The sequence below is a fragment of the Microbispora rosea genome (assembly GCF_044460045.1).
Lineage (GTDB): Bacteria > Actinomycetota > Actinomycetes > Streptosporangiales > Streptosporangiaceae > Microbispora > Microbispora rosea.
The window spans coordinates 442,248-456,501 of the sequence record NZ_JBITJO010000004.1 but is presented as its reverse complement, the minus strand read 5'-3'; the positions used below and the strand labels follow the sequence as shown (position 1 = coordinate 456,501).

Sequence of the window (14,254 nt, the reverse complement as noted above, 5' to 3'; positions counted from 1 at the left end):
GATCGGAGACGGACGTCCTGATCAGCCGCCGGTCTGGCGGAGCCTGGAGCGGTGCGTCTGCGCCCACTGCTTGAAGCCGGTCAGAGCGACGCCGTAGGGGGCGAGCGCCTCGATCGGAGCGTGATATCCCACCTCGTTGAGCCATTCCTCGCCGCGGACGACCGCCAGTGGACGACCCGCGGCGACGGCCTGCGACGGGGTGAGCGCGACCGCCCTGACGGTCCGCTGCGTGACGGCGCCGATCGTGGCGGCCACTTCGTGCATGGTCAGCGCTTCGGCGGCCAGTTCGATGCTCTGTCCGGAGAAGCGGCCGGGACGTTCGAGCGCCGCGGCGGCGAAGGCCGCGAGGTCACCGGCGCTGATCATCTGCACTCTGACATGCCGCCCGACGGCAGTGACGATCTCACCCCGGGCCAGTTCGGGGAACATCAGCGGCGCCTTGGGCGGAAGGAGGTTCTCCATGAGGAACGACGGCTTGAGGATGGTGTAGGCGGGCAGGCCGCCGTCGCGAACGGCTTCCTCGATCCGGTGCTTGGTCTCCCAGTACGCCTCGTTCCAGTGGCCGGTGCCCCAGCGGGGCATGCGGGACAGATCGCCGGTGCCGGCCACGGAGGTCTGGACGAAGTGCCGGACGCCTGAGCGCTTGGCCGCCTCGATGAGGAAGGCGGCGTTCGCCAGCTCGGCGCCGTCGTCGCCGGGATCGCGGAGCGGCACCGCGAACACGGCGGTCACACCGTCGAGTGCGGCTTCGACCGCCGCCGGGTCGCCGAGATCGCCGACGGCCACCTCGGCGCCCAACTCGGTCAGGTGCCGGGCGCGGCCGGGTTCGCGGGTCAGGGCGCGCACCCGGTGGCCGCGGCGCAACAGGCCGCGCGCCGCGGCCGATCCCTGGGTGCCGGTCGCTCCGACGACCAGGACCGTATGCCGTCTGTCGTCCATGATCTGACCTTCCTGTCCATCTCGATGCGCGGCCGCTCACACGGCCGGTGGCGACGTCGAGCGGGCCGCGCCGATAAACGGACCGCACGGTCAGATTGAATCTGGCATAACCGGACCGTGCGGTCAACTTGTGCTAAGGTCGCCGGAAACACCAGTTGGGAGGCGAGGCGCCACGTGCCGACCCCATCGCAGACACACCGCCTGCGGGCCGACGCCGTCCGCAACCGCCAGTCGCTGCTCGCCGCCGCGCGTGAGGCGTTCGCCGAACACGGCATGGAGGTGTCGATCTCCGAGATCGCGCAGCGCGCGGGCATCGGGAAGGGCACGGTCTTCCGCCACTTCGCGACCAAGGAGTCGCTGGCGGCCGCGATCGTGTCCGACCGGCTCGACGAGCTCGCGGCCACGGGGCGCACGCTGCTGGAGGACGCGGACCCGGAGGCGGCCCTGCTGGAGTTCATGACGGCGGGCGTGGAGCTGCACGTGAGCGACCGCTCCTTCTGCCAGGCGGCGACCACGGACGTCCGCGGGGATCCGGTGGTTCGCGCCGCCGCCGGCCGCCTGTCCGGCGTCGCTGAGGCGCTCACCGCCCGAGCCAGAAGGGAGGGTGTCGTCCGCGGTGACATCACCGGGGAGGATGTGATCCGGATGCTGACGGCGGCCTGCCAGGCCGCCGCGCCGGAGCGGGGCGTCACGGGGGCCTGGCGCCGATACCTTCACCTGATCTTCGACGGCCTGCGGTCCGAGGGAGCGCGCCTCCTGCCGCCCCTGCCACCTACTGCCTGACAGGCGGCGCTTGACCCTGACACCGTGTGAGGCGCTGGAATCGGCCGCATCATGTTCACGATCGGAGACTTCGCCAGGCACGGCCGCGTGTCGGTCCGCATGCTGCACCACTACGACGCGATCGGGCTGCTCCGCCCGGCCCGCGTCGATCCTGCGAGTGGCTACCGCTTCTACGAGGCGGGCCAGCTCGCCCGGCTCAACCGGATCACCGCGCTCAAGGACCTGGGCTTCACCCTCAGGCAGGTGAGGGAGATCCTGGACGAGCAGGTGAGCGCCGCCGAGCTGCGCGGGATGCTGCGGCTGCGGCAGGCCGAGCTGGAGGCGGCGATGGCCGCCGCGGCGGACCGGCTGGCCCAGGTCGAGGCGAGGCTCCGGACGATCGAGAGTGAGGGACACATGAACACCGATGACGTGGTGGTCAAGCGCATCCCCGCCGTCCGGGTGGCGGAACTCAGCGGCGTGGCGCGTAGCTACGAACCCCGGGACATCGGCCCGGTCGTGGGCCCGCTGTTCCAGGAGCTGTGCCGCAGGCTGGACGAGGCCGGGGTGACCCCGGTGGGGCCGGGGATCGCCTACTACGAGGACGCTCCCGGCGGCGACGGGATCCTCGCGCACGCGGCGATGCCGGTCGCGGTCGCGCCCGAGGACGGTCACGACTTCGCGGTCGTGGACCTGCCCGCGATCGAGCGGGCGGCCACGATCGTGCATCGCGGCCCGATGGACGACGTCCTTTCGACCGAGCAGACGCTGGCCCGGTGGATCGCGGACGGCGATCATCGCTCCGCCGGGTACGCCAGGGAGCTCTACCTGGAGTGCCCTGACGACCCCGCCGGGTGGGTCACCGAACTCCAGGAGCCGCTCGCCGGTTAGGGAGACACGACCTAGTAGTGCTTTGTCAGGTGATCAGGGTGGTCGTTGCGAGCAGGACCGCGACCACCTTCGGCGCCGCCGGGCACGCTGGCGGAGGCTGCCGCAGTAGAGTTCGAACTCTCGGCCGGCAAGCGGACTTGTCCACCGAATCGGGCAATCCGCTGTAGGAGGGGCTACGCGGTGGCCGGCTCGTCTCTTGACAAGTGCAAGCCGAGCTGTGTGTACAGCTCCAACTGGTCGAAGTACTCCCGGTGCGTGACGATTTTTCCGTTCTCGACGAACGAGGCGCAGGTGCCGCGCAGAGTGATGCGGCGGCCTGTCGCTTCCAGTTCCTGCCCGTCGGGCAGCAGAACCGGTCCGGTGTGCGTGCCGGTCCCCGTCCATTCGACCATCATGGGGTTGTCGGTATCGGTGGCCTCGTACCACACCGCCAGGTGGAGGTCCGGAAATCCCTTGAAGAATTGCTCAAAGAACCACGCGATCTGTTCGTGTCCCTCTGCCAGCCCTACGGGAGAGACGAAGACGGCATCCTCGGCGAAGAAATCAAGCATTCGATGCACGTCGTGGTCGTTGATCGCGTCGGCCAGCCCGCGCTTAATCTCCCACTTGTCGACCATGGCCGTAACCTCTCCGTGGTCGGAAAATAGACCCTTTTATCACACTACCCACGGGTAGGCCGACTATGGACCACGAGGCCGTCGCGGACACGCCAGGGGCTGCCCAGCAATATCCCAGCCAGGGCAAATTCGTGTAAACCCTTGCCGCGCTCGCCGATCGCATCTCCTGCTTGCCCGCGAGCGGCATCCCGCGGAGTCGTGGGGAAGCGGTTGGGGGCCCGCCGGCCGCAGTGGACGGCGACCGGCGGGCGGCAGGGGCAGCCGGGCTCACGCTCCGGCTGAAGTCCGCGCCGGCCGGCTCAGGGCAGGCTGAGTTCGTGCCTGATGAGCTGGGCGAGTGCGGAGGGCTGCGACAGGAAGGGAGAGTGCGAGCTGTTCAGCCGCAGCGTCCTGTCGGCACGCTTCGCGAAGAGTTCCTGGACGAAGGGCGGGATGGCGCCGTCTGCTTCGCAGATGATGTAGGTGCTCGGAATCGTCTGCCAGGCGACCGCGGTCAGCTTCTGGGTGGTGGCGGCGTAGGACTGGTAACCCAGGGCTGCCGCCGCCTTCTCGGCAACGCTGCTGTCCACGTCGCCATAGAACACCTCGACCGGGTTCGCGACGGTCAGGAAGTCGCCGACACCCTCCTGCCGGTGAAACTCCCACCAAAGTGCCGGGTCGCCGCCCGCGCTCGACAGCAGGGAGTCTCCTGCGTCGAGCTGGAACGCGGCGAGGTAGACGATGCTCTTGACGTTGGACGCATCGGCGAGTGCCTGCGTGGTGGGGACGCCGCCGTAGGAGTGCGCGACGACGACCACGGGGCCGCCGATCGCCTCGACCGCGGCCCTGATGGCGGCCGCGTCAGAGTACATGTCGCCCAGCGCCTTGGGATCGTCGCCACACGAGGTGAGGGCCACGGTGTGGACATTGATGCCGGGCAGGTCATCGATGAGGAGTTGCAGATGCTCGGGCTTGTGCCACGCTCCGGGGACCAGCAACAGCGACGGCAGGGGCATTCGAACCTCATAGGGGCAGGTGATGTGTTGGGCACGATGTGCGGGCCCATCATGCAGGCCCCCGCCTCACAGCGTCCACGTGATAGATGTCACCAATTATCTATGAGGCGGGGGCGAGCCCCCCTGTCGCAAGGAAAAACCCCTCCCGGCCTGCCGGTGGCGCGGCTTGACCAGGTTGTCCGCCCGGCCGCATCTGTGATTACGTTCACAATCTAAGAGGTCTGCGCAGCCCACGCAGTGTCGACGATTGCCTCAATGGGGCACCACCCTCATTTGGATCATGACCGACATTCAAGTTGCACGAATCGCCGCATGGGGGCCTTGCGCCCCCGCAAGCACTACTAGTGGGCGGCCTCTTCCTGCGCGTCCACTCGGCTGCCTGCGGTCTCGTCGTCGTGCACCGGCGCGGCCGCAGGTGATCGGCTCGCGGGTCGGCGGGCCGGGAGGGCGACGGCGGGGACGATCGCCACGACGGCGATGCCGGCCGCCCACCAGAACGCGCCCTGGAAGGCGCCGGTGGCGCCGTGGCCGAGCAGCGACTGCAGGGCGACGGCGACGACGGCGGTGCCGAACGAGGCTCCCACCTGCTGAGCGATGCGGGTGTTCATGGTGGCGTGCGGGATGCCCGCCGGCCGGATGTCCTGGTAGGCGACGGACATCGGCGGGATCAGCACCGCCCCGGTCCCCAGGCCGCGAACCAGCAGCACGGCTCCCAGCCACCACAGGTCCGTGCCCGGCCCGGCGAGCGCGAACGGGACGGTGGCGACGGCGGCGAGCAGGAAGCCGGCGATCGTCAGGGCGCGGGCCCCGAATCGGTCGACCAGCCGGCCGATCACGAAGCGCGAGGCGAGCGCGCCCACACCCTGCGGGATCAGCAGCAGCCCGGCGTCCAGCACGCTGTCGCCTCGCAACTGCTGGTAGTACAGCGGCAGCAGGAACATGCCGGCGTACATCGCCGCGCCGGCGGTGAACAGGACCGCGGAGGCACTGCCGAGCGAGCGCACGCGCAGCAGCCGGACGTCGACGATCGGCTCGCGCTCGCCGGGCCGCGACGCCCACACGACGAACGCGGCCAGGAGGACGACCCCGGCGAGCAGCGGCGCCAGCACCCCGGCGTGGCCGATCCCGCCGTCCTCGGACAGTTGCGACAGGCCGAGCAGGATCCCCGTCAGCGCCGGCGCGAGCAGCGCCAGGCCGATCCAGTCCGGGCGCCCGCGCCCGGCGGGGGAGCCGGGGTGGTCGGCGGGCAGGAACCGCCACGCCAGCAGCAGCCCGGCGGCGATCACGGGCACGTTGACGAGGAACAGCCAGCGCCAGCCCAGCCCGTTCAGGATCACCCCGCCGATCACCGGGCCGAGGATCGGGCCGAGCGCGATCGGCAGGCTGACGGCCGCCATCAACCGGCTGCCGACCTGTCCGCCCGCGGCTCTCACCGCGAGCGTCTGCATCAGCGGGAAGATCAGCCCTGCCCCGAAGCCCTGCAGCGCCCGGAAGCCGATCAGGCTCGCGCCGTTCCACGCCACCGCGCACAGCACCGAGGCGAGCACGAACAGCACCAGCGCGGCCATCCAGACCCGCTTGCCGCCCCAGCGGCGCTCGGCCCACCCGGTGACCGGGATCGCGACGGCCATCGCCAGCAGGAAGCCGGTGGTGACCCACTGGATCGTGCCGGCGGTCGAGTGCAGCCGCACCGCCAGCGTGTGGATCGCCAGCGTCACCATCGTCGAGTCGAGGATCGCCGCGATCCCGCCCACGATCAGCGCGATCAGCGCGTTCTTCACCTGTGGCGACAGCTTCGCCTCGGTGGTCTCGGTCATCGTCCCGCCCTCGACATAAGAGAGGAATCCATCTCTTGGGAGAGTAGGGCGCGTTGCTAGGGAATGCAAACCTTTCTTATAGTGGAGCCGTGACCACATCTGCCGCCGCGTCCTCCCGCCGACGCCGGCGCGGGCCCGAGCTTGAGGCCGCGCTGCTGGACGCGGCCTGGGACGAGCTGGCCGAGGCCGGCTTCGCGAGACTGACGATGGAGTCCGTCGCCACCCGCGCAGGCACCGGCATCGCGGTGCTGTACCGCCGCTGGGCCAACAAGGACCAGCTCGTGCTCGCCGCGCTGGAGCACTACCGCAGCAGCCACCCGGTCGACCTCCCCGACACAGGGACCCTGCGTGGCGACCTCCTCGCCGCGCTGACCGGCATGGCCGAGGCCCGCGCCGCCTTCTTCGCCGTCACCGCGGCCGCCGCCTTCTCGGGGCTGCTGACCAGCACCGGGCTCACTCCCGCCCAGGTGCGCGACCGGATCATCGGCGACCAGCGGCTCCCCCGCGTCCGGGCCATCTACCAGCGCGCCCACGACCGCGGCGAGATCGATCTGGACCGGATCCCTCCCGCGGTGCTCGCCATGCCGTTCGACCTGGTGCGTCACGACCTGCTCATGGACCTCGAACCTCCGAAGCCCGCACGCATCCGGTCGATCCTCGACGAGCTCTTCCTCCCCCTCGTCCGCGGCCACCACGACGCGCCGGGTCCGGTGGCGGCCGTCTGACCTGACCCGGCGCGGCCGTACGGCGCCTCAGAGCCAGCCGGGTTTGACCAGGCCCGACTCGTACGCGATGACGACGAGCTGGGCACGGTCGCGCGCGTGGAGCTTGCTCATCGTGCGGCTCACGTGGGTCTTGGCCGTCGCCGGGGACATGTAGAGCCTGGCGGCGATCTCGTCGTTCGTCATGCCGGTGCCCACGAGCGAGAGCACCTCCCGCTCCCGTTCGGTGAGCGGGTCGAGGCGGGTCGCGATGCCGGGCTCCTTGGCGCGGGCGACGTACTCCGCGATGAGCCTGCGCGTCACGCCGGGGGACAGCAGGGCGTCGCCGGAGGCCACCACCCGCACGGCCTGGATCAGCTCGGCCGGCTCGGTGTCCTTCACCAGGAAGCCGCTCGCGCCGCCGCGCAGGGCCTCGAAGACGTACTCGTCCAGCTCGAACGTGGTGAGCATGACGATCCTCACGTCGGTGAGGGCGGGGTCGTCGCCGATGCGGCGGGTGGCCGTCAGGCCGTCGGTGCCGGGCATGCGGATGTCCATCAGCACCACGTCGGGACGCAGGTCGCGGGTGAGCAGGACGGCCTGCTCGCCGTCGCCCGCCTCACCGACGACGGTCATCCCCTCCTGCGCGTCGAGCAGGGCCCGGAACCCGGCCCGGACCAGTGCCTGGTCGTCGGCGAGTAGCACGCGTATCACTTCGGCTCCTTCTGGCCGGCGGACGGGGGGAGAGGGAGACGGGCCTCGACGCGGAAGCCGCCGCCGGGCCGGGGGCCCGCCGCCAGCGACCCGCCGAGCGCCGCGGCCCGTTCGCGCATGCCGGGGATGCCGTTGCCGCTGCCGAGGCCCGCCTCGGCCCGCGCCGTTCCCGCGCCGTCGTCCTCGATCACCACGGTCAGCTCCTCCGGCGCGTACGCCACGCGTACGGTCACCCGGGAGCCGGGCGCGTGCCGCGAGACGTTGGTCAGCGACTCCTGCACGATCCGGTAGCCGGCCCGGTCGATGCCGGCGGGCAGCGGGCGCTCCTGCCCGGTGACCTCCACCGCGACCGGCAGGCCGCTGCGCTCGGCGAGGTCGGCGAGATGGGCCATCCCGGCCATGGGGGAGCGCGGCGCGCCGTCCCTGAGCAGGCTCAGCACGCCGCGCATCTCGGTCAGGACGTCCTTGGACGCCTGCTTGATCGTGGTCAGCGCGGTGCGGGCCTGCTCGGGGTGGTCGTCCAGGATGTGCAGGGCGGTGGACGCCTGCACGTGGATCAGCGAGATGTTGTGGGCGAGCACGTCGTGCAGCTCCTGGGCCATGGTGAGCCGTTCCTCGCTCGCCTGCCGCCGTGCCTCCTCCTGCGCCACCCGCCGGCGCTCGGCCAGGCGCTCGCGGCGCATCCTGTGGAACTCCGCGACGGTCAGCGTGAGCAGCAGGTAGGCCGCGACCGCGGTGTGGTGGAAGAGGCTCGCGCGATGGGGGATGAGCCAGGTGGCGTAGGCGACGACGAACAGGAAGAACGCCCCCGCCGACAGCCACGCCGCGCGACGGTGTCCCGACAGCACCGCATTGAAGATCACGATGATCGGGCTGAGGAACACCGGCCCGTACGCGTAGTCGAACAGCATGTAGACCGAGGTGGCCGTGAACGTGACGACCAGCGCGGCGACCGGCGCGCGGCGGCGCAGCGCGATCGCGAGCGGCCCGACCAGCAGCAGCGCGTAGCCCCACCAGGTCAGCGGCACCCGTCCGAGGTCCGGGTTCCGCAACTGCCCATACTGGGCGCCTATCGACAGGAACACCTGGAGGATCCCGACGATGATCGGCAGAACGGGATCGATGCGGTGGTACACGGCGGAACGGGAACGCACACCCGCACGCTAGGCCATCACCGCTGGTCACCGCATCCGCCCCGCGCGGCAGTCCGCCGTACGCCGGAAGGAGTAGCGCGTTCGCCGCGTCGCCTGCCGGCGTGCTCGGCCAGGATCGGCGTCCAAAAGCGGACAATCCCGCAGCGATATTGACTGCCGTGAGTCATGCTGGAGTGATCGGTCACGTCGTGCTGGAGGTGCCGGGGCATGAGGAGCGTCGTCGTCGCGTCGCTGGGGCTGGTCACGTTCGTGGGCTTCCTCGCGCCGCCCGTCCACGCCGCGCCGGTGCGGCCCGCCCCGGAGGCCAAGCGGCCGGTCGCGGAGGGGTACGGCGGGGCCGTGGCCACCGTGGACCTCGACGCGAGCAAGGCGGCGCTCTCGGTGCTGCGCCAGGGCGGCAACGCGATGGACGCGGCGGTGGCGGGGGCCGCGGCACTGGGCGTGACCGAGCCCTACTCGGCGGGGCTCGCCGGAGGCGGCTTCATCGTCTACTACGACGCCCGCAAGCGGAAGGTGACCACGATCGACGGGCGCGAGACCGCCCCGCGGGCGATGACCTCGACGGCGTTCGAGGGCATCCCGTTCGACGAGGCCGTCACGAGCGGGCTGTCGGTCGGCGTCCCGGGCAGCGTGGCGCAGTGGGACCTGGCGCTGCGCCGCTACGGCACGATGCCGATGCGGCAGGCGCTGCGCCCCGCGATCGAGATCGCCGAGAAGGGTTTCGTCGTCGACCAGACGTTCCACGACCAGACGGAGCAGAACGCCGCCCGCTTCGCCGACTTCACCTCGACCGCCTCGCTCTACCTGCCGGGCGGGGAGCCGCCGCCGGTCGGCTCGGTCTTCCGTAACCCCGACCTCGCGCGCACCTACCGTGAGCTGAGCATCCGCGGCCCGGACTGGTTGTACGGCGGGGCGCTCGGCCGGGAGATCGTCGCGACCGTGAAGAAACCGCCGGTGCGCCGGGGGGCCACCAGGAACGTCAGGACGGGGCTGATGGAGGTCTCCGACCTCAGGGCCTACCGGGCGCTCGAACGGCCGCCCACCAAGGTCGCGTACAAGGGCCTCGACGTGTACGGCATGGCGCCGCCGTCGTCCGGCGGATCAACGGTGGGAGAGGCGCTGAAGATCCTGGAGGCCCTCCCGAAGGTCGGCCTGCACGAGTATCTGGAGGCGTCCCGGCTCGCGTTCGCCGACCGCAACGCCTACGTCGGCGACCCGGCGTACGTGAACGTGCCGCTGGAGCAGTTGCTGTCCGACGGGTTCGCCAAGGAGCGCGCCTGCCTGATCGGCCCGCGGGCGATGGCGCACCCCGCCGCGCCGGGTTCGCCCGACGGCTCCTACACGGCGTGCCCCGCGGCGGCGCAGGGGTCCCCGGGGGCGTCGGCGGGCTCGGTGCCCGAGGAGAAGAAGGAGGGTCCCGAGACCACCCACCTCGTGGTGACCGACCGCTGGGGCGACGTGGCCGCCTACAACATCACGATCGAGCAGACCGGCGGCAGCGGGATCGTGGTGCCCGGCCGCGGCATCCTGCTCAACAACGAACTGACCGACTTCACCTTCGGCCCGGCGCCGGGCGACCCCAACCTGCCCGCCCCCGGCAAGCGCCCGAGGTCGTCCATGGCCCCGACCATCGTGCTCAAGGACGGCACGCCGCTGCTCGCCGTCGGCTCGCCCGGCGGTGCGACGATCATCACGACGGTGCTGCAGATCCTGGTGAACCGGCTCGACTTCGGCATGTCGCTCCCCGAGGCCGTGGCCGCGCCGCGCGCCTCGCAGCGCAACACCGCCGCCACCCAGGCCGAGCCCGCGTTCGCCGACCGGTACGGCGCGGAGCTGACCGCGCTCGGTCACACGCTGACGGACGTTCCCGGGCCGCCGGCGGGGGAGATCGGCGCGGCGACCGGCCTGGAGTTCCTGGAGAACGGCCGCGTCCAGGCGGCCGCCGAGCCGGCCAGGCGTGGCGGAGGCAGCGCCCTCGTGGTCAGCCCGCGCCGCTGATCCGAATCAGCCCCCCAGTCGGTCTCAGGCGCCGATGAGTTCGTAGGCCGCCGGCTTCACCTTCCGGGTCCGCGCCCAGTATTCGAAGGTGAAGCCGGGCCACAGCGTGCGGTTCCTGCCGTGCTCGTCGAGATACCAGCTCGTGCAGCCGCCCTCGTTCCACACCAGCCGGTCGAGCCGCTGCCGGAGGCGGTCGTTGAAGGCCCGCTGCGCCGCCGGCCGCACGTCCAGGGCCTTCGCCTTGGTCCTCGACAGCAGCCGCAGGCAGTCCATGACATAGCGGACCTGCGACTCGATCATGAAGACGACCGAGGAGTGCCCGAGACCGGTGTTGGGGCCGAGCAGGAAGAACAGGTTGGGGAAACCCGCGGTCGTGATCCCGTAGTAGGCCTCGACGCCGTCGCGCCACGCGTCCTGGATCTTGACGCCGTTCCTGCCGACGATGTTCTGCTCGTTGAGCGCGTCGACCACCTTGAAGCCGGTGCCGTACACGATCATGTCGACCTCGTGCTCGCGCCCCGCGGCGTCCACGATCGACCGCTCCCTGATCTCGGTGATCCCGTCGGTGACCAGCTCGACGTTGTCCCTGGTCAGCGCGGGATAGTAGTCGTTGGACAGCAGGATCCGCTTGCAGCCGATGGTGTAGTCGGGCGTCAGCTTCGCGCGCATCCCGGGGTCGGGCACCTGCCGGGCCAGGTGCCGCTCGGCCATCGCCTGGTGGACCTTCATCAGCCGCGGGTCGATCGTGAAGCCCACGGCTCGGGTCTCCAGCAGCCAGTAGACGGCGTCGCGCAGCAGGCGGGCGCCGCCGGGCGTCTCCATGGCCCGTTTCAGCCGTCCGGCTATCGGCAGGTCCGGCTTGGGCTGGATCCACGGCGGGGTGCGCTGGAAGACGGTGAGCCGGCTCGCCTGCTCGGCGACGACGGGGACGAACTGGACCGCCGACGCACCGGTGCCGACGACGGCGACGCGCTTGCCGGCCGGGTCCGCGGAGTGGTCCCACCGGGCGGAGTGGAACGCCGTGCCGGTGAAGCGCTCACGCCCGGGGATCTCGGGGAGCGACGGCACGTGCAGGGCGCCGACGCCGGAGACGACGGCGTGGGTCTCGAAAGTCTCCCCGTCGCCGGTCGACACCCGCCACAGGGCCCGCTCGTCGTCGTACTCCAGCCCGCTGACCTCCGTGCCGAACCGCAGGTGGGGCTCCAGGTCGTACTTCCGAGCGCAGGCCCGCAGGTAGTCCCAGATCTCCTCCTGCGGGGAGAACAGCCGTGACCAGCCGGGGTTGAGCTCGAACGAGAAGGAGTACAGCGGCGAGGGGACGTCGCAGGCGCAGCCGGGATAGGTGTTGTCCCGCCAGGTGCCGCCGAGCTCGCCGGCCTTCTCCAGGATCACGAAGTCGTGGTAGCCGGCTTCCTTGAGCTTGATGGCCATGCACAGCCCGGCGAACCCGGAACCGATGATCGTGACGCCCGGACTGGGCATGCGTCCTCCCCGTCCTATTGGAAGATCTGTCCAACCTATGCCCGCGGGTGGGCCGGGTCCAGGGGCCGATGCGGCACGGCCGGAGCGGCCGGGGAGCGCCCGTCGCGGGGACGCCGTGGCGCCCCTCACCGTACGTCATGCGGGTGGAGAACCGAACCGTCGGCGGGCATGACAAAGCCGCCGACGGGCGCGGTCGTCGGCGGCTGGTACAGGTATGTCAGCGGACCAGGAGGTACGCCACCACGGCGAGGATCACGACGAGCGCCGCACCGGCGGCGATCCAAATCGGCAGGCGGGACGGCTGCTCCTTGGAGGCCTCCGCGTCCTGCTGCTGCGCGAACACCCGGAAAGCCTGCGTGTTTCCGGCCGGGTCGATCTGAGGGTCGGACATGGGCAAGACTCTAGCGACACATGGTGCGCCATCGCTGTGATTTGTCGGATTTTGCCCTCTCCTGGCAATCGCTTGGGCGAGTCGGGAAACGGCGGTCTCGCGAGGTCCCGTCCCGGGCCCCGGCGCGGATTTCGGACCGGTGTGGTCGGCGGATAGCGTTGTATCCATGCTCCGCACCCTCCTGGCTCCCCGGCTGGTGGCCCTGCACCTGCTGGTCATCGGGGTGCTCGTGTCCTTCACCTTCCTCGGCCGCTGGCAGCTCGGCGTCTTCGAGGCGTCGGGCGCCCCGAAGCGGGCTCCCGACCCCGCGCCCGTGGCCGTCACCGAGCTGGCTCAGGTGGGACAGCACGTGAGCGGCACCGCGATCAGCCGCAAGGTGACCGCCACGGGGACCTACGACGCCGCGCACCAGCTGCTGGTGGCCGACCGGGTCGCGGACGTCGCCGCCCCCGGCGGCCGGGCGGCTCGCGGGAGCGGATTCTGGCTGCTCACGCCGCTGCGGCTCGCGGACGGCACGGTCGTCCCCGTCGTACGCGGCTGGGTTCCCCGTGCGGACGACCCCGCCACGGCCGCGCCCGAGGGCGCCGTGACCGTGACCGGGCGGCTGCGGCCGGCCGAGCAGACCGACGACGTGATGCGCAGCGGGAACCTGCCACGCGGCCAGGTGGCCACGGTGTCGACGGCGGAGCTGATCAACCTGTGGCCGGACGCGCGGGTGCGGGACGGGTTCGTCGTCGCGGCCGCGCAGGAGCCGCCGTCCCGCGTCACGCCGGTGGCCGTGTCGCCGCCGACCGTCGGCGGCGGCTTCACCTGGCGCAACCTGGCCTACGCCCTCCAGTGGTGGATCTTCGCGCTGTTCGCCGTGTACATGTGGTTCCACTTCGTACGCGACGCCCAGCGCGGGCGGCGGGAGCGGGAGGACGCGGAGCCGGAGCCGTCCGAGCCCGCCGCGCACGTGGAGGCCTGATCGGCCCTGGAGGCCGGACCGCCGGGTGGCACGGATATCGTGGGGTGACCGTTTCCCCAGCAGAGGTAATGATCGACGTGGAATCCGCGCTCAACTTCTACCGCGTCATGGCCTACATCGTCGGCGTGATGCTGCTCGTACTGTGTGCCGCCATGGTCGTCAAGTACGGCTTCGACAGCGGCACCATGGTCGCGGTCGTCGGGCCGATCCACGGCTTCCTGTACATGATCTATCTGGTGGCCGCGATCAACCTGGGCCTGATCAAGGCGCGCTGGTCGGTGGGCTATCTGCTGCTGGTGCTCATCGCGGGCACGATCCCGTTCCTGTCCTTCGTGATGGAGCGCAGCGTCACCGAGCGGGCGCGCAGGAGGATCGCCACCGCTTCCTGAGCGACGCGGAACGGCCGGGCCGCGAGCGCGACCCGGCCGTGTCCTTCAGCTCTGTGTCCTTCAGCTTTGTGGGGAGTCAGCCGCCGATCTGGCGGCGGCGGATGCGCCGCAGCCGCGCCCGCTGCGACTCGTCCAGCATGAAGTAGGCGACGATCGGCGCACCCAGCGCGCCGATCGTGATCAGCCAGGCCAGAAGCGTCGGCACCGGAAGGATGAAGACCAGCACGGCCACCACCGCCGCGCCCACGTAGTACTTGCCCAGTGGCGACATCGTCAGGCCTTTCGTGTCGGGTCCCGCGCGGAACGTCGTCCCGCGTCGCCTGGAGAACGTCCGGGGTCTCGGCCGAGTTCCGTGAACACCCCGGGGGCCGGCCCGATCCCGGCCGTCGCACCTCCGCGCCGCACCTCCGCGGCGAGGCGCCGCGGTGCCAGGGAGA

General features: G+C 71.1%; 15 protein-coding genes. 6 read left to right on the top strand and 9 right to left on the bottom strand.

Going from position 1 to position 14,254, the window contains the following annotated elements; all coding sequences use genetic code 11:
* Positions 1 to 21 precede the first annotated feature (21 nt).
* Positions 22 to 939, bottom strand: coding sequence for an NmrA/HSCARG family protein (locus ACIBK1_RS19400; protein WP_030511065.1), 918 nt, complete (start codon positions 937 to 939; stop codon positions 22 to 24).
* Between the two features lie 174 nt (positions 940 to 1,113).
* Between ACIBK1_RS19400 and ACIBK1_RS19395 the strand changes: the two genes are divergently transcribed.
* Together ACIBK1_RS19395 and ACIBK1_RS19390 are read left to right on the top strand one after the other, a co-directional pair.
* Positions 1,114 to 1,722 carry a TetR/AcrR family transcriptional regulator gene (locus ACIBK1_RS19395; RefSeq protein ID WP_396736577.1) on the top strand — a complete coding sequence of 203 codons (609 nt, stop codon included), beginning with the start codon at positions 1,114 to 1,116 and terminating at the stop codon, positions 1,720 to 1,722.
* Between the two features lie 51 nt (positions 1,723 to 1,773).
* Positions 1,774 to 2,592 carry a MerR family transcriptional regulator gene (locus ACIBK1_RS19390; RefSeq protein WP_030511067.1) on the top strand — a complete coding sequence of 273 codons (819 nt, stop codon included), beginning with the start codon at positions 1,774 to 1,776 and terminating at the stop codon, positions 2,590 to 2,592.
* Between the two features lie 173 nt (positions 2,593 to 2,765).
* Here the strand turns inward: ACIBK1_RS19390 and ACIBK1_RS19385 are convergent, their stop codons facing one another.
* The 3 genes from ACIBK1_RS19385 to ACIBK1_RS19375 all read right to left on the bottom strand — a co-directional run bounded on the left by ACIBK1_RS19385 (position 2,766) and on the right by ACIBK1_RS19375 (position 6,021).
* On the bottom strand, positions 2,766 to 3,209 hold the full coding sequence (locus ACIBK1_RS19385; RefSeq protein WP_036408390.1) for an ester cyclase: 444 nt from the start codon (positions 3,207 to 3,209) through the stop codon (positions 2,766 to 2,768).
* Between the two features lie 299 nt (positions 3,210 to 3,508).
* Positions 3,509 to 4,204 carry an alpha/beta hydrolase gene (locus ACIBK1_RS19380; RefSeq protein ID WP_030511069.1) on the bottom strand — a complete coding sequence of 232 codons (696 nt, stop codon included), beginning with the start codon at positions 4,202 to 4,204 and terminating at the stop codon, positions 3,509 to 3,511.
* Between the two features lie 341 nt (positions 4,205 to 4,545).
* Positions 4,546 to 6,021 carry a DHA2 family efflux MFS transporter permease subunit gene (locus ACIBK1_RS19375; RefSeq protein WP_063754691.1) on the bottom strand — a complete coding sequence of 492 codons (1,476 nt, stop codon included), beginning with the start codon at positions 6,019 to 6,021 and terminating at the stop codon, positions 4,546 to 4,548.
* Between the two features lie 89 nt (positions 6,022 to 6,110).
* Here ACIBK1_RS19375 and ACIBK1_RS19370 point away from each other — a divergent pair, with 89 nt between their 5' ends.
* Positions 6,111 to 6,746 (top strand): TetR/AcrR family transcriptional regulator, encoded by a 636-nt coding sequence (locus ACIBK1_RS19370; RefSeq protein ID WP_036408392.1) that lies wholly within the window; start codon positions 6,111 to 6,113, stop codon positions 6,744 to 6,746.
* Positions 6,747 to 6,773: 27 nt separating this feature from the next.
* Here the strand turns inward: ACIBK1_RS19370 and ACIBK1_RS19365 are convergent, their stop codons facing one another.
* Together ACIBK1_RS19365 and ACIBK1_RS19360 are read right to left on the bottom strand one after the other, a co-directional pair.
* Positions 6,774 to 7,436, bottom strand: coding sequence for a response regulator transcription factor (locus ACIBK1_RS19365; RefSeq protein WP_030511072.1), 663 nt, complete (start codon positions 7,434 to 7,436; stop codon positions 6,774 to 6,776).
* Entirely contained in the window at positions 7,433 to 8,590 is a 1,158-nt protein-coding gene (locus ACIBK1_RS19360) for a sensor histidine kinase (protein ID WP_076441823.1), read from the bottom strand. Before ACIBK1_RS19360 ends, ACIBK1_RS19365 begins: the two co-directional genes overlap by 4 nt.
* 207 nt (positions 8,591 to 8,797) lie before the next feature.
* On the opposite strand from ACIBK1_RS19360, the gene ggt reads away from it, so the two are divergent.
* The gene (ggt, locus tag ACIBK1_RS19355) at positions 8,798 to 10,588 is read left to right on the top strand and encodes a gamma-glutamyltransferase (protein WP_396736570.1); all 1,791 of its coding nucleotides are present in this window, start codon (positions 8,798 to 8,800) and stop codon (positions 10,586 to 10,588) included.
* A 24-nt stretch (positions 10,589 to 10,612) separates the two neighbouring features.
* Here the strand turns inward: ggt and ACIBK1_RS19350 are convergent, their stop codons facing one another.
* Complete coding sequence (locus ACIBK1_RS19350) at positions 10,613 to 12,070, bottom strand: flavin-containing monooxygenase (protein ID WP_030511075.1); 1,458 nt, start codon at positions 12,068 to 12,070, stop codon at positions 10,613 to 10,615.
* Positions 12,071 to 12,287: 217 nt separating this feature from the next.
* Positions 12,288 to 12,461, bottom strand: a complete 174-nt coding sequence (locus tag ACIBK1_RS19345) for a hypothetical protein (RefSeq protein WP_167769296.1) — start codon at positions 12,459 to 12,461, stop codon at positions 12,288 to 12,290.
* Between the two features lie 166 nt (positions 12,462 to 12,627).
* Here ACIBK1_RS19345 and ACIBK1_RS19340 point away from each other — a divergent pair, with 166 nt between their 5' ends.
* Complete coding sequence (locus ACIBK1_RS19340) at positions 12,628 to 13,428, top strand: SURF1 family protein (RefSeq protein WP_396736565.1); 801 nt, start codon at positions 12,628 to 12,630, stop codon at positions 13,426 to 13,428.
* A gap of 68 nt (positions 13,429 to 13,496) precedes the next feature.
* Positions 13,497 to 13,817 carry a DUF3817 domain-containing protein gene (locus tag ACIBK1_RS19335; protein WP_030511077.1) on the top strand — a complete coding sequence of 107 codons (321 nt, stop codon included), beginning with the start codon at positions 13,497 to 13,499 and terminating at the stop codon, positions 13,815 to 13,817.
* A 76-nt stretch (positions 13,818 to 13,893) separates the two neighbouring features.
* Here the strand turns inward: ACIBK1_RS19335 and ACIBK1_RS19330 are convergent, their stop codons facing one another.
* Positions 13,894 to 14,088 carry a hypothetical protein gene (locus ACIBK1_RS19330; protein ID WP_030511078.1) on the bottom strand — a complete coding sequence of 65 codons (195 nt, stop codon included), beginning with the start codon at positions 14,086 to 14,088 and terminating at the stop codon, positions 13,894 to 13,896.
* Between the last annotated feature and the right edge of the window lie 166 nt (positions 14,089 to 14,254).